This is a genomic window from Saccharospirillum alexandrii (genome assembly GCF_004000275.1).
In the GTDB taxonomy this organism is placed as follows: domain Bacteria; phylum Pseudomonadota; class Gammaproteobacteria; order Pseudomonadales; family Natronospirillaceae; genus Saccharospirillum; species Saccharospirillum alexandrii.
In genome coordinates this window covers 103,051-119,859 of sequence record NZ_RCIP01000006.1, presented here as the reverse complement: position 1 = coordinate 119,859, position 16,809 = coordinate 103,051, and the positions used below count along the sequence as shown (strand labels likewise).

The 16,809-nt window shown below is 54.7% G+C and carries 24 protein-coding genes; 16 read left to right on the top strand and 8 right to left on the bottom strand.

The genetic code is table 11. The features are described 5' to 3' along the window. Positions 1 to 85 precede the first annotated feature (85 nt). The 7 genes from EP166_RS19775 (at position 86) to EP166_RS19745 (ending at position 3,835) form a co-directional block, all read left to right on the top strand. Positions 86 to 571: a nucleoside deaminase gene (locus EP166_RS19775; protein WP_181952736.1), complete on the top strand. Its 486-nt coding sequence runs from the start codon at positions 86 to 88 to the stop codon at positions 569 to 571. Position 572: 1 nt separating this feature from the next. Further along, the gene (locus tag EP166_RS19770; protein ID WP_127560346.1) at positions 573 to 794 is read left to right on the top strand and encodes a LysE family transporter; all 222 of its coding nucleotides are present in this window, start codon (positions 573 to 575) and stop codon (positions 792 to 794) included. Between the two features lies 1 nt (position 795). Next, positions 796 to 1,101 carry an ASCH domain-containing protein gene (locus EP166_RS19765; protein ID WP_127560344.1) on the top strand — a complete coding sequence of 102 codons (306 nt, stop codon included), beginning with the start codon at positions 796 to 798 and terminating at the stop codon, positions 1,099 to 1,101. Between the two features lie 161 nt (positions 1,102 to 1,262). After that, positions 1,263 to 1,637 (top strand): hypothetical protein, encoded by a 375-nt coding sequence (locus EP166_RS19760; RefSeq protein WP_127560342.1) that lies wholly within the window; start codon positions 1,263 to 1,265, stop codon positions 1,635 to 1,637. A 401-nt stretch (positions 1,638 to 2,038) separates the two neighbouring features. Then, entirely contained in the window at positions 2,039 to 2,638 is a 600-nt protein-coding gene (locus EP166_RS19755) for a class I SAM-dependent methyltransferase (protein WP_127560340.1), read from the top strand. Between the two features lie 52 nt (positions 2,639 to 2,690). Further along, a complete protein-coding gene (locus EP166_RS21815; protein ID WP_425470068.1) occupies positions 2,691 to 3,134 on the top strand; it encodes a bifunctional diaminohydroxyphosphoribosylaminopyrimidine deaminase/5-amino-6-(5-phosphoribosylamino)uracil reductase RibD in 444 nt (147 codons plus the stop codon). Positions 3,135 to 3,169: 35 nt separating this feature from the next. Next, on the top strand, positions 3,170 to 3,835 hold the full coding sequence (locus EP166_RS19745; protein ID WP_246026359.1) for a formylglycine-generating enzyme family protein: 666 nt from the start codon (positions 3,170 to 3,172) through the stop codon (positions 3,833 to 3,835). 122 nt (positions 3,836 to 3,957) lie between these two features. Here the strand turns inward: EP166_RS19745 and EP166_RS19740 are convergent, their stop codons facing one another. Continuing rightward, positions 3,958 to 4,710 (bottom strand): substrate-binding periplasmic protein, encoded by a 753-nt coding sequence (locus EP166_RS19740; RefSeq protein WP_127560336.1) that lies wholly within the window; start codon positions 4,708 to 4,710, stop codon positions 3,958 to 3,960. 83 nt (positions 4,711 to 4,793) lie between these two features. On the opposite strand from EP166_RS19740, the gene EP166_RS19735 reads away from it, so the two are divergent. Then, on the top strand, positions 4,794 to 5,564 hold the full coding sequence (locus EP166_RS19735; RefSeq protein WP_127560334.1) for a DNA alkylation repair protein: 771 nt from the start codon (positions 4,794 to 4,796) through the stop codon (positions 5,562 to 5,564). Positions 5,565 to 5,631: 67 nt separating this feature from the next. Here the strand turns inward: EP166_RS19735 and EP166_RS19730 are convergent, their stop codons facing one another. Continuing rightward, positions 5,632 to 6,243: a DUF938 domain-containing protein gene (locus EP166_RS19730; protein ID WP_127560332.1), complete on the bottom strand. Its 612-nt coding sequence runs from the start codon at positions 6,241 to 6,243 to the stop codon at positions 5,632 to 5,634. Positions 6,244 to 6,342: 99 nt separating this feature from the next. Between EP166_RS19730 and EP166_RS19725 the strand changes: the two genes are divergently transcribed. The 3 genes from EP166_RS19725 (at position 6,343) to EP166_RS21840 (ending at position 9,186) form a co-directional block, all read left to right on the top strand. Then, positions 6,343 to 6,660, top strand: coding sequence for an antibiotic biosynthesis monooxygenase family protein (locus tag EP166_RS19725; protein WP_127560330.1), 318 nt, complete (start codon positions 6,343 to 6,345; stop codon positions 6,658 to 6,660). A 110-nt stretch (positions 6,661 to 6,770) separates the two neighbouring features. After that, positions 6,771 to 8,756, top strand: coding sequence for a hypothetical protein (locus EP166_RS19720; RefSeq protein ID WP_127560328.1), 1,986 nt, complete (start codon positions 6,771 to 6,773; stop codon positions 8,754 to 8,756). Positions 8,757 to 8,793: 37 nt separating this feature from the next. Further along, positions 8,794 to 9,186: a GFA family protein gene (locus tag EP166_RS21840; protein ID WP_484336710.1), complete on the top strand. Its 393-nt coding sequence runs from the start codon at positions 8,794 to 8,796 to the stop codon at positions 9,184 to 9,186. Here EP166_RS21840 and EP166_RS19715 read toward each other — a convergent pair. Together EP166_RS19715 and EP166_RS19710 are read right to left on the bottom strand one after the other, a co-directional pair. Beyond that, positions 9,112 to 9,291: a hypothetical protein gene (locus tag EP166_RS19715; protein WP_127560326.1), complete on the bottom strand. Its 180-nt coding sequence runs from the start codon at positions 9,289 to 9,291 to the stop codon at positions 9,112 to 9,114. The genes EP166_RS21840 and EP166_RS19715 overlap by 75 nt on opposite strands. 224 nt (positions 9,292 to 9,515) lie before the next feature. Further along, positions 9,516 to 10,790, bottom strand: coding sequence for an O-acetylhomoserine aminocarboxypropyltransferase/cysteine synthase family protein (locus tag EP166_RS19710; protein WP_127560324.1), 1,275 nt, complete (start codon positions 10,788 to 10,790; stop codon positions 9,516 to 9,518). A 175-nt stretch (positions 10,791 to 10,965) separates the two neighbouring features. Here EP166_RS19710 and EP166_RS19705 point away from each other — a divergent pair, with 175 nt between their 5' ends. Continuing rightward, positions 10,966 to 11,430, top strand: coding sequence for a DUF3592 domain-containing protein (locus tag EP166_RS19705; protein ID WP_127560322.1), 465 nt, complete (start codon positions 10,966 to 10,968; stop codon positions 11,428 to 11,430). Between the two features lie 94 nt (positions 11,431 to 11,524). Then, a complete protein-coding gene (locus EP166_RS19700) occupies positions 11,525 to 11,902 on the top strand; it encodes an MmcQ/YjbR family DNA-binding protein (RefSeq protein ID WP_127560320.1) in 378 nt (125 codons plus the stop codon). Between the two features lie 68 nt (positions 11,903 to 11,970). Here the strand turns inward: EP166_RS19700 and EP166_RS19695 are convergent, their stop codons facing one another. After that, entirely contained in the window at positions 11,971 to 12,375 is a 405-nt protein-coding gene (locus EP166_RS19695; RefSeq protein ID WP_127560318.1) for a hypothetical protein, read from the bottom strand. A gap of 117 nt (positions 12,376 to 12,492) precedes the next feature. Here EP166_RS19695 and EP166_RS19690 point away from each other — a divergent pair, with 117 nt between their 5' ends. Beyond that, positions 12,493 to 13,305 (top strand): helix-turn-helix domain-containing protein, encoded by an 813-nt coding sequence (locus EP166_RS19690; RefSeq protein WP_164744028.1) that lies wholly within the window; start codon positions 12,493 to 12,495, stop codon positions 13,303 to 13,305. Between the two features lie 8 nt (positions 13,306 to 13,313). Here EP166_RS19690 and EP166_RS19685 read toward each other — a convergent pair whose 3' ends face one another. Genes EP166_RS19685 through EP166_RS19675 form a run of 3 tightly spaced genes read right to left on the bottom strand, consistent with a single transcriptional unit; the run spans position 13,314 to position 15,080 of the window. Then, entirely contained in the window at positions 13,314 to 13,892 is a 579-nt protein-coding gene (locus EP166_RS19685; RefSeq protein WP_127560314.1) for a TetR/AcrR family transcriptional regulator, read from the bottom strand. A 10-nt stretch (positions 13,893 to 13,902) separates the two neighbouring features. Further along, positions 13,903 to 14,514: a GNAT family N-acetyltransferase gene (locus tag EP166_RS19680; protein ID WP_127560312.1), complete on the bottom strand. Its 612-nt coding sequence runs from the start codon at positions 14,512 to 14,514 to the stop codon at positions 13,903 to 13,905. Then, a complete protein-coding gene (locus EP166_RS19675) occupies positions 14,511 to 15,080 on the bottom strand; it encodes a hypothetical protein (protein ID WP_127560310.1) in 570 nt (189 codons plus the stop codon). The genes EP166_RS19680 and EP166_RS19675 overlap by 4 nt, the downstream gene beginning before the upstream one ends. A 186-nt stretch (positions 15,081 to 15,266) precedes the next feature. Between EP166_RS19675 and EP166_RS19670 the strand changes: the two genes are divergently transcribed. Together EP166_RS19670 and EP166_RS19665 are read left to right on the top strand one after the other, a co-directional pair. Beyond that, the gene (locus tag EP166_RS19670) at positions 15,267 to 15,827 is read left to right on the top strand and encodes an isochorismatase family protein (RefSeq protein WP_127560308.1); all 561 of its coding nucleotides are present in this window, start codon (positions 15,267 to 15,269) and stop codon (positions 15,825 to 15,827) included. 129 nt (positions 15,828 to 15,956) lie between these two features. Continuing rightward, positions 15,957 to 16,727: a substrate-binding periplasmic protein gene (locus EP166_RS19665; RefSeq protein ID WP_164744027.1), complete on the top strand. Its 771-nt coding sequence runs from the start codon at positions 15,957 to 15,959 to the stop codon at positions 16,725 to 16,727. Positions 16,728 to 16,809: the final 82 nt, after the last annotated feature.

Genomic DNA, 16,809 nt, shown 5'->3' with positions numbered 1-16,809 from the left:
GCCGCTATTAGGCTGGTGAGCGTGTTATCAGTCGCAAAGGGACCTTTGCACCATTGTAGGAAACCGTGTGGTTGAGGAGCCTGTTATGGTAAATGATGAAGACATGCCGTATCTGCGCCGGTGTGTAGAGCTTGCAACGAAAGCGCTAGAGCTGGGTGATGAGCCCTTCGGCTCTGTTCTGGTATCAGCAGGCGGTAAAGTCCTGTTTGAAGATCACAACCACGTTGCCTCTGGCGACCACACCCGCCACCCTGAGTTCGAGATAGCACGATGGGCTGCAGGGAACATGAGCCCTGAAGCCAGGGCAGAGGCTACCGTCTACACATCGGGCGAGCATTGCCCTATGTGTGCAGCCGCCCATGGTTGGGTCGGACTGGGGCGTATCGTTTATGTAAGCTCGTCCGAGCAACTGACAGCCTGGCTGTCTGAGCTGGGCGTTCCGGCACCGCCTGTAAGAGCTTTGCCAATTCGTGAGGTGGTACCAAACGTTAGGGTTGAAGGCCCGGTGCCAAGTCTTGTCGAGCAGATACACGATCTGCATCGTCGGTTACACAGAGAAAAAGAGTTATAGCATGCTCTCAGCCTTGCTTGCGGTCGGCATTCTCCATTGGGTCGTTCTGGTGATACCTGGTGCGAATGTTCTGGTCGTATCCACCCTAGCTGCTCATAGCGCCCGAACCGCTGCGTTTTTTGCTGGTTTTGGCATTACAGCGGTGGCAACGATATGGTCAGCACTGGCCGTGCTCGGTGTGCGTCTTCTTTTTACGTCGGCCAGTGAGGTTGGTTTACGCTAATATGATGTTCAGCCGAAAACTTAAGAGCCAGATCCTTTCTGGTAAAAAGACTGGCACTGTTCGCAACAAAGCGGACAGTGATTACCATAGCGGCCAGGAACTCGATGCACTCTTAGACGAAGATGGTAGTAAGATCTGTCGAATTCGAATCATCAGTATCGAGCCGGTGCAGTACAGCGAGCTGAAGCGCCAGCATGCCAAGGCGGAGTACCTTCCATTCGTTTTCATGCTTAAATGGATTGTTCGCAGAATCTACCCGGGCGAGAATGAGCTGTTCTTCATTCGTTTCAAGGTGTTAGCAGACTAATGGTTAGAGCGTACGCTGCGTGGGAGTTAAATCTTCGATTATCATGAGAAAACGTTGAGACGGCTGCTTCAGTGGCAATGACGCCACGTTTTCGCTAGATTTAGCTGATGTAAATGGACTTCCCGGTTGCCCAATGTTCGCAAGAAGGATAATAGAGATTCATGGAAAAAACACGGTTTCATCTTGCTGCGGTAGTATTGCTGCTTAGCTCGCCAATTGCTATGGCGTCTGGATCCAGCGGCTTATTGACTCTGGTTGTGGGTATTCCATTAATGATCGTAGTGTCAACAGGTCTGTCGCTAATGTTGTTGATACGCCCAAGAAGATCAATAAAAATGGTCTCTGTCGTCCTATTCATTCCGGTATTTATCTACAGCCTGTATCTAGCGACCGATGCAATTGGTCTTTTTGGTACCTTCGGCTCTGAAAACTCAATGATTGGTGCAGCTTTCTTTGGTCTCTTAGGTCTTTCATGCCTTCTACTCTATATACTCGTTAACAGGTCTAAAAAACCAGAAGCGAACAGGCGACTATAAAGAGGGGCCTACTTAAAGAAGGAGAGCTTTCCCGCGTAATTGAGGTGAATAATCGATATAGAGACCCATTAGACAGTGATATTGTTAGGTCAGGTTAACTATGAAGCTAGCGGAGTGAGGGGCGACCAGTTCTGATAGTGAGTGGTTGTGGAACTCGTGCGAGCCTCTAGTGAGGCCTAGCATAAGTGAGCAATGGGGTTGGGTAAGGGTTTTCAGAGAAATCTGTTTGAAACCGAGCTGCCTGTACCGTGTTCTGCTATCAATACAATGTGCGGCACTGATGTGGCCGCTTCGCTGTTAAAGGTTGAGCTAGACCATTATTAGGTAAAGATGCTTCTGGTGGCGAAAAAGATTCTAGGTCTAGGTATCGGCAAAACCAACATCAGTTAGGATTCTAAACCATGCAACCTCATCAGATTGGAAAGGCCTACGATCAAATCGCTGATTTGTGGGATAGCGACAAGTTTCCTAACGACAATGGAATATCTCAGCACAACCGCGCCATCGCCTTCACGGATAGACGCGGAGCTGCGCTGGATGTTGGCTGTGGCTGGAACGGGCGAATTATTGACCTGCTATTAGAACAAGGTTTTTCACCTGAAGGCATCGATGTTTCAGGTGAAATGATTACTAGAGCCAGGAAAAAGTACCCGGATGTGACGTTCTACCATGCCGATGTGTGTTCCTGGCAGCCAACAAAGCGTTACGATTTCATTACTGCCTGGGATAGCCTTTGGCACGTTCCGCTAGAGGATCACGAAAGTGTACTCAAGAAATTGTTGTCCTCTTTGAACCCGGGCGGCGTCTTCATTTTTTCAACTGGCGGGCTCGATGAGGCCAATGAGCATACCGATGATTATATGGGGCCGGAGGTTTACTATTCGGCTTTAGGTATACCAAAGCTGCTGGACGTAATCTCAGAGTCAGGCTGTATATGCAGACATCTGGAATATGATCAGTATCCGGAGTTGCATCTGTATCTTATTGTGCAGAAGTCGTGAATAGAGCGAAAACCGCTCTGCGCGTGTCAAGATCGTTAACAGTACTCATTCTTTGGGCCCCACATTGAAATCACACGAACCGTTCATGAAGCTAGCTCTGTCAGAATCCAGAAAGGCTCTGCCAGACTGTTTACCAAACCCACCTGTTGGGTGTCTTCTGGTGAAAGACGGAATTGTGGTTGCCAGTGGGTATACCAAGGCTCCGGGCAGACATCATGCGGAAGCAGACGCCCTGGCCAGGTACGCGGGTTCACTAGCGGGAATAACCGCTTATGTGACGTTAGAGCCTTGTTCCTTCCAGGGAAGAACACCTTCCTGTGCCGAAGCATTGATCAGCCGAGGCGTAAGCAGCGTGGTCGTGGCGTTGACAGACCCCGATCCACGGAACAATGGCCAGGGTTTGGAGAAATTGCGTCGAGCTGGGGTCGAGGTAGTTGAAGGGGTCTGTGAACAAGAAGTGGAGGGGTTCCTGAAGCAGTACCTAAATAACGTCTGATTAACGGTCAATGCGAAATTTCTGAGGGAAGATCTGTGAGGGAAATTGAAGGATGGATGGTTCCGATACCTAAAGGCACCATTACGCTACGGGATGATAGGAAGAAGGAATCATGGACCGTTCAAATTGAGCCGTTTTTACTGAGCAAGTACCTTGTCACCCAGCAATTATATGGTTCCGTAATGCAGATGTTTCCCTCTGTTTTCGTGGGGGATAGTCGGCCAGTAGAGACGGTATCCTGGTATGATGCCGTTCAGTTTTGTAACGCACTGTCACAATCTTCGGGCCTGGATAGCTGCTATCGTGTTGACCTGAGTTCTCAAACTATCGAGTTCATTGAAGGTGCTAAGGGCTATCGGCTACCCACCGATGCAGAATGGGAATACGCCTGCCGTGCCGGCATTAGCGCAGCCCAATATGGTCCAATTGACGACATTGCCTGGTATGAGGAAAACTCAAATGCCACAACGCAAGTTGTGGGTTTAAAAGCTGCCAATGAGTTCGGCCTATTCGACATGCTTGGCAATGTATGGGAGTGGTGTTGGGATGTTTATGACCCGGTAGTTTACGGCACTTACCGGGTTTTCCGTGGCGGAGGCTGGTGTGACGCCAGTAGAGGGTGTTTGGCATCGAACCGTCGGCGCAGCCACCCAGCCTATAAAATCGATGACTTAGGCTTTCGGGTTGCAAGGTCGCTTTAAGTAAATTTATATAGATTGGAAATGGGTGCATCGTGAACCAAAGCAAGATACACGAAATACGGGCTGTAACATGGTATCTAAGCCGGTAAGCGTCGAGCCTGTCTGTTTTGCGGGTTAACAGCTCAGAACTGCTTCAGATAGAGGGATGTATGGTTCTGGCGAATGGCTTGCAAAATGCCTCGCATTTCCAGTCTTGATAGCGCCTGGTTAACGCGTGCAATAATGTCTTCCCCATTGGGGTGGTTCCTCGAGACTAAAAGATGCATTGACTGACGCGAGAATACAATGCCCAGTTGTTGTACCTCATCGGCAGATTCGAAGGTGCTGGCAATGGCCGTTTTAGCCGAGAATAGATCGACCGGTACGACATCGACCTCGTCTCTTACCAGCATCTCAAAGCATTCCACCAGAGTATTGGGTTGTATCAGTTCGGTGTTTGGGTCTTCAAAGAGTTCTTCGAGATCGTGGGTAAAGTAGCCTGCTGGCCGGCACAGCCGGTAGCCTGCCAGGTCCATTCTTGTTGTGACCGAGAATATCTTGTTCTTGGCAACGTAGGGCATTACGTAGGTTGAGGCCAGGGAGTCAGAGAGCAAATACTGTTCATCCCGTTCGGCGCTGTAATACCAGGGAAAGGTGGCATCATACAGACCCGCCTCGGTGTCGCTGATTAACTCCCCCCAGCCATCGTGGAAGATGATTTCTGGTTCGAAATCGGCAACACGCATTACCTGGTCGAGAATCTGGATAACCATGCCCTGGTTTTTCCAGTTCTGGTCCGTAAAAGGCGCGAAACCACCTGAGGTTGCTAGTTTAATGGGGTCGGCATGAGCCCAGGACAATAATATACTGCAACCCATTACTAGCCAGTACTTCATTGCTCTGCCCTGCTTTGATTATTAATTGAGCAATTCAAACTAGCAGATTTGTACTTTTGTACGAAACTGATTGCGACATTTTCATGAGTGATACCGTCGTTTGCTGGTCAGATGTCCTGATTCGCCTGAATACCTGCACTTACGTTAAGGCCTTTTATATGGATACCCAATCAATAGCAGACGAAATTACCCAAAGTTTGAAAGCGCTCGGCCGTGGTACCCGTCAGGAACACCGGCCCAGTTCTCAGCATGATTTTGGTGTTTACACGCCAGAGTTACGTGGCGTAGTGCGAGATTACAAACGCCGTCTGGCATCACAGTCGGCAGAGGATGTGTATCAGATCGCGCTTAATCTGTTGGACAAGAACGTTACCGAGTGCAGGCAAGCTGGGTATGAGCTAGTTGCCGGCCATAAGGGTGCAAGGGAATTGCTAACACCGAAGCGAATTGAAGCACTTGGTCAGGACATTGATAATTGGGCGTGCGTTGACGGTTTTTGTTGCACCCTGGTAGGAAGGGCGTGGCGGGAAGGCCGGGTTTCAGACGCGACTGTTATGAGGTGGAGTCAATCGCAGGATGTTTGGTGGCGGCGCGCTGCTGTCGTTGCAACGGTGCCGCTTAATATTAAAGCTCACGGTGGCGTAGGGGATACAGTTAGAACGTTAATGGTATGCCAGTCACTGCTGAACGATGAAGAGATCATGGTTCAGAAAGCAATTAGCTGGGCGCTTCGCAGCCTGGTGACTTGGGATCGGGGGTCGGTTCAAGGTTTTCTGGAAGAACAGTCAGGCTCTGTATCGGCACTGGTCCGACGGGAAGTAGTGCATAAGCTCCGTACGGGTAAGAAGAACTGACGAATGCTTGTGCTGTTGCTGAGCCTTTTATCCGTATTCAACCGTAAAGCAGCCGCAGAAAAGCCTGTTAACCGCCCGTACCTGTCGACCTGAACACCAGCAATCGATTGTTGGCAGGCATGGCTACATCGCTTTCCAGTAACAGGCCTTCAGCCCTGGCCAGCTGGTTCAGGTCGTCCAGGTCGCGAATGCCCATCTGCGGTGCCCGGGCTCGCAAGTGTTGATCGAACTGTCGGTTACTGTCACTGGTAAAGGACCCCTGATAACTGAACGGACCATAGAGACAAAAAGCGCCGTTGAGGGTCAGTCGATTGCCGATTCCCTGGAACATCTGTTCGACCTCTGGCCAGGCCATAATATGGGCTGTATTTGCCGAGAAGGCGCCGTCGAACCCGGTGATTGGCCAGGGGCTGGCACCGACATCCAGGTTCAGTATGGGCAATAGGTTGGGCAGGCCCGCCTGCTCCAGTCGCAGTCGGCTCAGGTGCGCTGCGTCGGGATGGTCGGAGGGTTGCCATTGGAGGTGAGGCAGTGCTCGCGCGAAATGCACGGCATGCTGGCCGGTACCTGTGCCGACCTCAAGTACCCTCGCTGTCGATTCGAAAGCGTCGCGCAGTACTTCCAGAATGGGCGCCTTGTTGTTTTCACAGGCTTGGGAAAAGGGCAGGTCGGTCGTCATGGTGAGCGTTCCTCTTTTTTTTCACAGTACCATCACTTGGCGAGTGAATCATACGCACGAACCTCAAGAGCAAGGCGCATAGCGCCAAAGGAGTCTCAAGTGTCGCTAATTGCTAAAACACCACACCCCCCTTACTACGCCGTGATCTTCACGTCACACAGAACAGACGCCGACCAGGGGTATGGCGCCATGTCGGAACGAATGGTGGCGCTTGCCTCAGAGCAGCCGGGCTTTCTTGGCATTGAAGCCGCACGAGAAGACGTTGGGATTACGGTTTCCTACTGGTCTGATCTTGAATCCATTAAACACTGGAAGGCCAACCTTGAGCATCAGGAGGCTCAGAAGCTTGGTCACACAACATGGTATTCCTCGTTTAAAACCAGAATTGCCAGGGTTGAACGTGACTATGGCATTTAACCGTTCTAAGGTACCGGGCTAGCCAGCGCCTAAATACATTGTGGGTTGCGCGGTAACACACGCCCTGGGCGTGTATTGCCGAGCATCCTTTGTTTCCTGGAGCCAACCCCATGGGCCAGCAAAACGCCGACCTCTCCGTTGAGCAGGCATTGAAACAGTTTGATGCAGCAATGGCGGATTTCGGGCGTGCATGCAGCGCCAACCCCAAGGCTTCAAGCTTTGCGTTGCTGGAGCGCAGTCGGGTATTGATGACACTGCCAGGAGGCTTTGACGCGTTGTATCGGCGGGTGCGCTCGCTGGAGTCCGCCGGCATCTTCGGCACCAGTGACTGGGCTCAACCGGGCATTTTGCAACCGGCACTGGCCAAGTACTCCCTGCGCGAAGCAGGGGCTGTTACCACCGTGGTAGAGGCCATCAGTGAGCTGCGCATGCTGGCCGTTTGCCGGGGGGACTATTTTCATCCCGGTATCTCAGCAGAGCAGGCGCGCAACTTCCTGACCCAGGTAATGGCGCTGAATCTGGATCTGCTGTCTGGCCCGCTCACAGAAGCCGACCGGGAACGCCCACAACAGCTCGGGTTCATTGTTCAGGAGCTCTACCAGTACCTGGTCTCCCACCTGGGCTATGAGAGTCTTCTGGATAGCCTGGTGGCGGAAGTCTGGCGGTTACTGGAGCAGGGGCCGGTGCAAGTTGGCAGCATCTGCGAGATGATCAGTCAGATCGCCCGGTGCCTCTACGACCCAGCAATAAACACGACTGGCAACACCGATGCCACCCGTTTGGTTAATGCCTTGTTTGCGCCCACACCAGGAAACGCTGAAGACCCGGGTTTGGCTATCTATGAACAACGGCTGATGGAGATGGATGAAGACGCACTTGCTACTGAAGCCCAATGCTTTGCCAGCAGCATGCATGACACCGGCCTGGCTTCGGCATACCACGCGGTTATGCTGCGCTTTTTACGCAACCACCAGCGGGATGATCTGATACCGCAAGCGCTGGGGCTGACCATGACCGGCCAAGACGACCTCTATTGCTACACCGATCTGGTCCACGCTCTGATCGACGAAGCCATCTATCCTGAAACGTGCCAGGCCGTGTTCGGCCTGACCATGATGCTGGAGCGGGGCTCGCTGTTTACGCCCTCGGTGGCCCAGGCCCTGTGGCGCCAAATCAAACTCTGCCTGTCAGCGGAGACTGCAGAAACATTGAAAGAAGCCTTTGGCGAAGCACGGCCGCCTCGGGTATTTCTGCTGGCCGGGGTCCTTAACCTGCTGGGGCAGCCGCTGGGTGTCGGCCAGGGCAATAACCCGACCTGTCAGTCGGCCATTGGGCTGTCGGTGTGGGCGTCCAGCGAGGCCGACTATCTGCTGCAGGTGCTTGCCTGGGCCGCCCGGGACAATGAAGTGTTGTGTCGCTTCGAAGGCCATAGCATCTCTTCCCGGAATCTTGAGCCCGGGCTGGTAACGGGGGTTCCGGTTGATGTAGACCCGGTGTCACTGATCCTGATCCCGCACCTCGACCGCATTTATGCCGATATGTGGCGCCGTTGCGAAGACCGGGATGACGATGCCCACCGCTGGATCAACCCGGAATTCTACGGCTGGTGGGTCAGCCACGGCTTTCGGGTGGTGGCGGATATCCACACCGGGGAACTACGCGACTACGAGGGGTTCATCCGGTGTTTCTACGCCAGTTATCACCCGTATTACAACGGCAACATGACGGTGATTCACGCTCAGCCAGCCGGTATCGCAGTCACGGACAGTGCAGGCCGTTTCGTCGGTCGTCATGCCATTAACATTCTGCGCGTTGGGCTCAGCCCGGAAAACGAGATGCGGGTCTATTTCTTTAACCCCAACAACGACAGCGGGCAGGACTGGGGCCAGGGCATTATCTGCTCAATACGGGGAAACGGAGAGCACCGCGGTGAAGCCTCCCTGCCGATTGCCGAGTTTGCTTCCCGCCTCTACGCGTTCCATTACGACACACTGGAGTTGGGTGATGTGTCGGCTGTACCGGATGCTGACGTTGACCGTATTATGGAGCTTGGCAACACCAGCTGGGCGGCTCCGCGTGAGCACTCGCCAGGCTGAGTCTATCGCCAACCTCGACACGACGCGCTGATATCGAGTGGCGCTAGTAATCATCGGAGGATCGGCTTTGTATAAAACAACCTGTCATTGTGGCAACGTAGAAATCTCCGTTCCGGAACTCCCCCACCAGCTTGTTCAATGCAATTGCTCCATCTGTAGGCGGTACGGATCGCTGTGGGGTCACTACACCAGAGCGACTGCCAGCGTTAAATACCGACCGGAATCGGTGGTTGCTTATGTCTGGGGTGATCGGGTTATCGAGTTCTATCACTGTGCGGACTGCGGCTGTGTCACCCACTACGAGGGGGTTGATAAAACGCCTGAAGAACGGCTTTCCATTAACTTCAGACTATTTTCACCCATGGTCTATTCCGATGTACCGGTTCGACTGTTCGATGGGGCAGAGACCTGGCAGTTTATCGATGATTAGCTGGTTGTCGAAGTAAAACGCCTCGTAGAAAAGGTCTGACAAACCCTGTCCAATGGCTTTCTGATAGGACTCCCAATATTCACGCTGGTCTCGTGGCAGGCCCATCAGTTCTCCTGGCTTACCGTGTCGGTAGGGTTGAGTGACACCGGTTGTTGGTCGCCCATCGTGCCCAGGCAGTTTCGATCAATTGGCTACCCCAGAGCCGAGCCATTCCATGGGCACTTGCAACATTATTCACGGAAAGAGTAATGGGTGACGTGGCTTAGTGCACGTACGGGTTAATACGGCCGGGCGAGATTTCGCCCGGCCTTGGGGAGGGAGTGTTACGGTTACCCGGCCGACTTGGCGAGAGCCTGGTCGATATCGGCAATCAAATCGTCAACGTGTTCGATGCCGATCGACAACCGAACCATATCGGCACTGACGCCGGCCGCTTTCAGTTCTTCATCGTTTAACTGACGGTGAGTGGTTGAGGCGGGAATGGCCGCACAACTTTTCGCATCGCCAATGTTCACCAGCCGCAGTATCAGTTGCAATGCATCGTAGAAGCGAGCACCGGCTTCGCGGCCGCCTTCAATGCCGAAGCTGAGAATGCCCGAGGCGGTGCCGTTCATGTATTCCTGAGCCAGAGCATGGTCTTTGTGGTCGGGCAGCCCTGCATAGTTCACCCAGCTGACCCGGGGGTGCTGCTTCAGGTATTCGGCAATTTTCTGAGTGTTTTCGCACACACGTTCAATCCGCAGCGCCAGCGTCTCCAGGCCCTGAAGAATGTTCCAGGCGGCCTGAGCCGACAGAGCGGCACCCATATTACGCAGCGGCACAACCCGGGCCCGGGTTATGAAGGCGGCTTCACCCACATCGCGGGTGTAGCTGACGCCGTGGTAAGACACATCGGGCTCGTTCAGCAGCGCAAAGCGTTTTGGCTGGTCGGCCCAGGGGAATTTGCCGGAATCGACAATCACGCCGCCTACAGTAGTGCCGTGGCCGCCCATGTATTTGGTCGCCGAGTGTACGACGATGTCGGCACCCTGCTCGATCGGCCGCCACAAAAACGGCGTGGCAACGGTGTTATCGACGATCAGTGGCACACCCGCCGCGTGGGCGATGTCAGCCAGGCGTTTGACGTCAACTACGCTGCCTGAAGGGTTGCCGACCGATTCGCAATACACCGCCTTGGTGCGTTCATCGATCAGTTTGGCGATGCCGTCAAAGTCGTCTTTATCGGCGAAGCGGGTTTCAATGCCCTGGCGGGGCAGAGTGTGGGCGAGCAGGTTATAGGTACCGCCATAGAGTTCGCTGATCGAGACGATGTTGTCGCCTGCTTCGGCGATCGTTTGAATCGAGTAGGTTATTGCTGCCATGCCAGAAGCAACCGCCAGCGCGCCGATGCCACCTTCAAGCGCGGCGACCCGTTGCTCAAGTACCGCACAGGTCGGGTTCATGATGCGTGAATAGATATTACCGGTGACTTTCAGGTCGAACAGATCCGCCCCGTGCTGGGCATTGTCGAAAGAGAACGAGGTGGTCTGGTGAATGGGTACAGCCACGGCGTGCTGGTCGTCGGCCTCGTAGCCATGGTGCAAGGCAATGGTTTCGCGTTTCATGAGCAGATCCTTTTTGTAGGTGTTAATGCATGTTACCTCGGAGCCACAGGATAACAAGCCGAGTGGGGCCATGCCTGTAGGTGTTCGTCGCTGTCGACTCGACGGCAAGGCTGGCAGTTTCCCCGTGCAACGACTTGCGGTAGTGTGAACACTCCACCAATAACGAGCCCGAGCAATGAACCTACCCTTGTTAGCTGGACTGGCGTTCGCACTCTTTGGCATCTATCTACTGTTTCATTCAATCGCCAATTACCGGCATGCGAAAGCAAGCCAGGGTTGGCCGAGTGTTGTCGGGCGACTGGTCGAGGTGCAGCTTTGGAAGAAGCGCCTAATTGAAGGGGAAATGAAAGACGCCGAGCATGTGAAGGTGGCATTCAGCTATCAGGTTAACGGGCGCGACTACACCGGAAGGTTACCCACGTTTTATACGCTGGTTTACCCGGAGACCGTCGAGTTTGCCGAGCGTTACCCGGTCGGTAGCGAGGTTCAGGTGTATTACAATCCGGTGAACCCTGCCGATGCCGTGCTGGTGCCCGGGCTTAAGAAAGACAAGCCCTACAGCGAGCTGATTCTGGCTGTCATTTGCTTGGGTGTGGGCATCGCAGTAGCCGTACTCGGCTGGCTGGGTGTTATTGGCTGATGTTACTCGTTAACTTACTCAGTCTTCACACTGTATAGGGAAACCAATAATCATGAGAGCGTTTCGGTGTTAATCCGGTAAACGGAGAAAGCAGGTGACCTACGATGAGTTCAATGATTTTTGCCAGGCGCTGCCGGCTACTACGCACGTTGTTCAATGGGGTGGCGCCCAGGTTTGGAAAGTAGGCGGAAAGGTATTTGCCATTGGCGGCTGGGGTGACAATGATAGCCCGGCCTATACCTTTAAAACCTCGGATCTGGATTACGACGTGCTGCGAGACCAGCCCGGTTTTCGACCCGCGCCTTATCTCGCTTCCCGGGGCATGAAGTGGATTCAGCAAGTAGATGCATCTGCCGGTGCAGATGAAGAACTTAAATATTACCTCACTGAATCACACCGGATTGTCTCGCTTGGCCTAAGCAAGAAAAAACAGAAAGCGTTTGGGCTGAATCAGGATGAGAACCCCCAGTGATTGCTCCCATTTTCCGAGTGACCTTAGCCGATGTGTTTTGAACGACCACGGCCCGGGTGCGAAAACGTTCAGACGGCTACCGCACCGGCCCTCATGCGCTTTAACCAGTAGCGTTCCAGGCAGGCAAACCCCATCACCAGCAGGGCCACATCGGCCAGCAGCAGGTGCCCCCAGAGACTGAGTTGCTGTGCATAAACCAGCATCACGACCGGCGTTGCGATGATCCAGGTCATGTCCAGCGCGAACACCCAGGCGACTCCGGTGGTTGATCCGGAACCGGGCAGCGCGCGTCGCACCAAAAACACGCCGAGTGCAAACAGCACCAACCCCGCGCCCAGCAATTGCAGCAACCAGGGCGCGACGCCACCCATAAATGCGCCGATAGGGTTTGGTATGGCCATTAACAACAGGCCTGCAATAGCAGACATAACGGTATTGGTCAGTAAGGTGGCAGATAAGCTGGGTACTTTCATGGGGTCTTCCTCATCGAACGGGTTGAGCGTTCACTGTCCCGGTTTCGATGTCGCCGCTCAATTACCCCGGAGGTAATGGTCCTGCGCGCTTTTATGGGCGAGGATAGCGTTTTACCGATGGAACAACGGAGCACACCGATGGGATCGGCCGGTCACCTACTTGCTACCTTGCGCCGCGCCAGGCGTTTTTCACAGCTGGAACTCAGCCTGCAGGCCGAGGTGTCCGCGCGGCACATCAGTTTTATCGAAACCGGTCGTACCCAGCCCAGCCGGGAAATGGTGTTGCGACTTGCCGACGTTATGGGCCTGGCACACCGCGACTGTAACCGCCTGATGAACGCCTGTGGCTATGCCCCGGTATACACCGACCTGCCACTTGAAGAGGCCGCGATGGCCCCGGTTCGGCATGCCTTGAAGATGATGCTCGACAAGCAAGACCCCTACCCGGCCGCCGTGCTTCACAACACCTGGGACCTACACCTGGCGAACCAGTCGCTACAGCGATTGCTGAGTGCCCTGCTGCCGGCGCCCAGCCTTCAGGGGCGCGTCAACATGCTGGAGATTATCTTCGACCCGCATGGCCTGAGGCCCTACATGACCAACTGGGAGGCCATTGCCGCTTTGCTGTTGCGCCGACTGGCACTGCAACTGCAAACCCAACCGAAACCGGAGCTGACCAGTCTGATGGAACGGCTGCTCGCCATGGACCCACCCGCCAACTGGCAAACCCCTGAGCCGAACACCTGGGAAGGCCCCATGCTGACCTCGGAACTGCTCATCAACGGCCAGGCGCTGAGTGTGTTCTCAACGCTGAGCAGCTTTGGCACCGCCCTGGATGCCGGTGTGCAGGAACTGATGATAGAAAGTTACTTCCCGGCCGATGACGCAACGCGTCTGTTTTTTGAAACCCTGGCCGCGCAGGCCGATTAACAGCCCGATTAGCTCACATCATTCAGCCAGGCTTTGCAGCTTTGTTCGAAGAACGCTCGCGGGGTCGCCTTCTTTTTGGGGGAATTGGCCGCCCACAAAACGCCCAGCCCTTCCGTTAACGCCATGGCCTGTATCGCCAGCGTGCGAGCGGTGTTGGTTGATATCAGTCGCCGTTGAGCCAGGTCTTGTTCGGCCAGTTGGGTGAGCCGGTCTTCGGTCGTCCGCTGTCGTTCGATAAATGCCTCGCTGTGTTCTGGCAGCAGTGACCAGACAAAGCGCTGATACGCCGGCAGCGGAATGTCCAGCGACGTCAATTCATCGATTAGCTGAGCATATTGCCTGGCACCGTCCAGCACCAGGTCTTCAAAATGTTGGTGGGCGCTTGGGTCCATATCCGGTAGGAATCGACCAAAGAAATGCTCAATGCAGGCGTTCAGCAGGTCAGCTTTGCGCGGGAAGTAGTGGTGAAATGCGCCCTTGGACAAGCCGCTGGCAGCGACCAGATCTTGCATGCGGGTCTGGTCATAGCCGTTTTTCAAGAACAGCCGAAAGGCAATCAGCAACAGCGCATCCCGGTTGGTTTTCATGGCGTTCGGGTTACTCCGGTGGCAGGTGCAGTCGGTAAATGCTCAGTGTATCCAGCATTCGTTCGTCGTGCAGGTGAAAACCGAGGTGCTGGTACAAGGGCACGTTCGCCGGGTTCTCGGTATCCAGCGCCAGCGTTTCACCCAGCTGAAAGCAATAGTCAGCCAGGGCCTGGATCAGCTGTTTACCAAACCCCTGGCCTTGCTGGCCGGGTGCGACCCCGATTTTGACCAGAAAGTAGCGAAAGGTCGCTGGCAGGCCTTGGCGACTGCGCAGGGCGTAACGGTTCATTCGCGCCACACAAGACCAGGGAACCCGGCCAATCAGCGAGGGCAGCGTTGTGAGCACGGCAATGGCTCCTCGCCAGCCCGGGGCTGGTACTTCCAGCAGGGCACAGGCAACCAGCACGCCCTGGCGGGTCACTCCCCAGACCGGCATCCCCGACCGGCAGTGATACCTGACGATAAACCGCACCAGGTGATCGCGGTAGCGGTCCCGGTCAGCCGGCGCGCAGCCTTCAAGAAAGTAGTGGTAAGCCGGGTCAGCGGCAAAGGCGTTACTCAGCAAGGCACTGACAACAGCCTGATCCGGGTTGGCCAGGAGCCCGATGGTTGTCGGTGTCACAGGGTTCGGGCCTCCCGTTCCGGGTAATGATTCACCGCAAAGGCGTACAGCACCTTAATCATGAACAACAGGGCCAGCGACAGTTGCCAGGGTGGCAGTGACAGCCTGGTTATCACCAGAACACCAACACAGACCAGGCCACCCGCCAGAACGGGTTGCCAGGCACGGCCGTAACAGGCGTTAACCAGAGATGCGGTGATCACGGTGTAAGCCCAAACCCACAGCAGTGGCGTCAGGGGTGAACCGAGCAACCAGCCTATCGCCAGCAAGTGAAGGTGAATGGCAATAAACCCCCAGCGCCAGGCCGGGCGTTGTGCGTAGAAAGCGTTGGTACCAGGAGTGAAGTTGGCCACGGCCCCAGCAGCGATATCGAGCATCAACAACCAGGCAAGAACCCACCGCGCCAGCTCAAAGGGCACCCCTTCCGGCCTGGGAACCTGGCTCCAGAAAACCGCTGCCAGGGCAGTAACGAGAGCAATGCACAGCATAGCGCCTGCACTTTGCCTGGCACCCAACACCTCCTTGAAGGCGTCGGGGATGGGGTATTCCCGTTCAAATAGCGTCATGATAAGGATCCTTTTGGCATCAAAACATACCGGCTGTCCGGTTTTTAATATGCAGCCATTGAGGGGGTGCTGTCAACTGATATCCGAATGCGACATGTCGCATAACAGGTCTAGGAAAGCCGTGCCTTCCAGTCGTAATCTAGGCACCAGTCTTGCCGGTTTCCATTACGCTACGAGGTGCTAGGAATGACCAAAGGTCCGAAAGGTGGCAACGCCGCACTGGTCGTTGTCGACATGCAGGTGGGTGTGTTGGTTAACGCCTGGGATACCACACGCATTGCCAACAACGTCGCCCTGGCGGTAAGCCGTGCCCGTGCCGAAGGCGTGCCCGTTATCTGGGTTCAGCATTCGGATGAGGAGTTACAGCAAAACAGCACACTCTGGCAGTTGGTGCCTGAGCTGGAACCTGCAGAAGGCGAAGCTCGCGTTAACAAACACTTCAATTCGTCGTTTGAGCAGACCGAGCTGGAAGCGCTGCTGAACGGGCTGGGTGTTTCGCACCTGGTAATGGCCGGGGCTGCCTCCAACTGGTGCATCCGCGCAACCGCCCACGCTGCGCTGGAACGAGGATACGACCTGACCCTCGTCAGCGATGGACATACCACTGAATCCATCGAATTCGAAGATGGTACGGTGATTGAAGCGGCCACCATCATCAAAGAGCTCAACGTTGCCATGCACTGGCTTGAGTACTCAAAGCGCAGAAACACCACGGTCACGGCTCAGGCACTGGCGTTTAATGTCTGATGGCTTGGCCCGTTGAGGCAAACTGAGTCGCCAGTGCGGTGGAGTGCCGGTGCTGAGCAGAATAGTCGGTAGGCTTATTTGCAGTAGGCTATGCTTGGATTATCTTGGCCCAATTGGCAGGACGATGTAATGGTCTCAGTTCGCAAAATGCTCCTTGGCGTGGTGTCGCTGGCATGCTGTAGCCCCCTGATCGCTCAGGAATCAGTGCGCATTGCGGTTGGTGAATGGCCCCCTTATTTGTCTGAAAACGCCCGGCATTATGGTGTGGCGGCGCACATCGTTGAGGAAGCGTTTCAGGCCAGTGGCATGGACGTGGAAATCGACTTTCTGCCCTGGGCCAGGGTGCTGGTCTACGTCGAGAGTGGCCAATACGACGCGTCGATTCTGTGGGTGAAGACGGCAGAGCGGGAAGCCAGCTTTCTGTTTTCAGACGTCGTTCTTGAAGGCGAGGCGGTATTTTTTTACCACAAAGATAACCCCCTGATCTGGCAAGAGTTCAGGGATCTGGACAACAAACGCTTCGGGGGCTTGCGCAGCGCCAGCTACCCCTGGTTCGATGCCGCCCGGGCCGCGGGTGCGGCTGTGGAGATGGAGCTGGTATCCACGGAGCAACAAAATTTCTCAAAACTCCTGTCGCAACGAATAGACGCCTACGCTATGGATAAACTGGTCGGTCTGCACATTCTGCAGCAGGATTTCGCCGACCGGCAGAACGACATCAGCTACGACCCAACCCCCGTCGAAACCTGGCCCTACCGCTTGATCTTTACCCGAAGCCCCCGAGGCGAAGCGCTGACCGAGGCGTTTAACCAGGGGCTGCAAGCCATTCAGGAACGACAGAAAGTACAGGTTCTTCTGAATAATGTGGCTAATGGTGTGTACCTGCCAAATGAAAACTAAGGGACTCGATAAATATTGAAGTAATGTGTTGTACAAAGTGGGCAACCAGGCAAGTGCCGACTGCCGGGTAGCTCTGATTGAG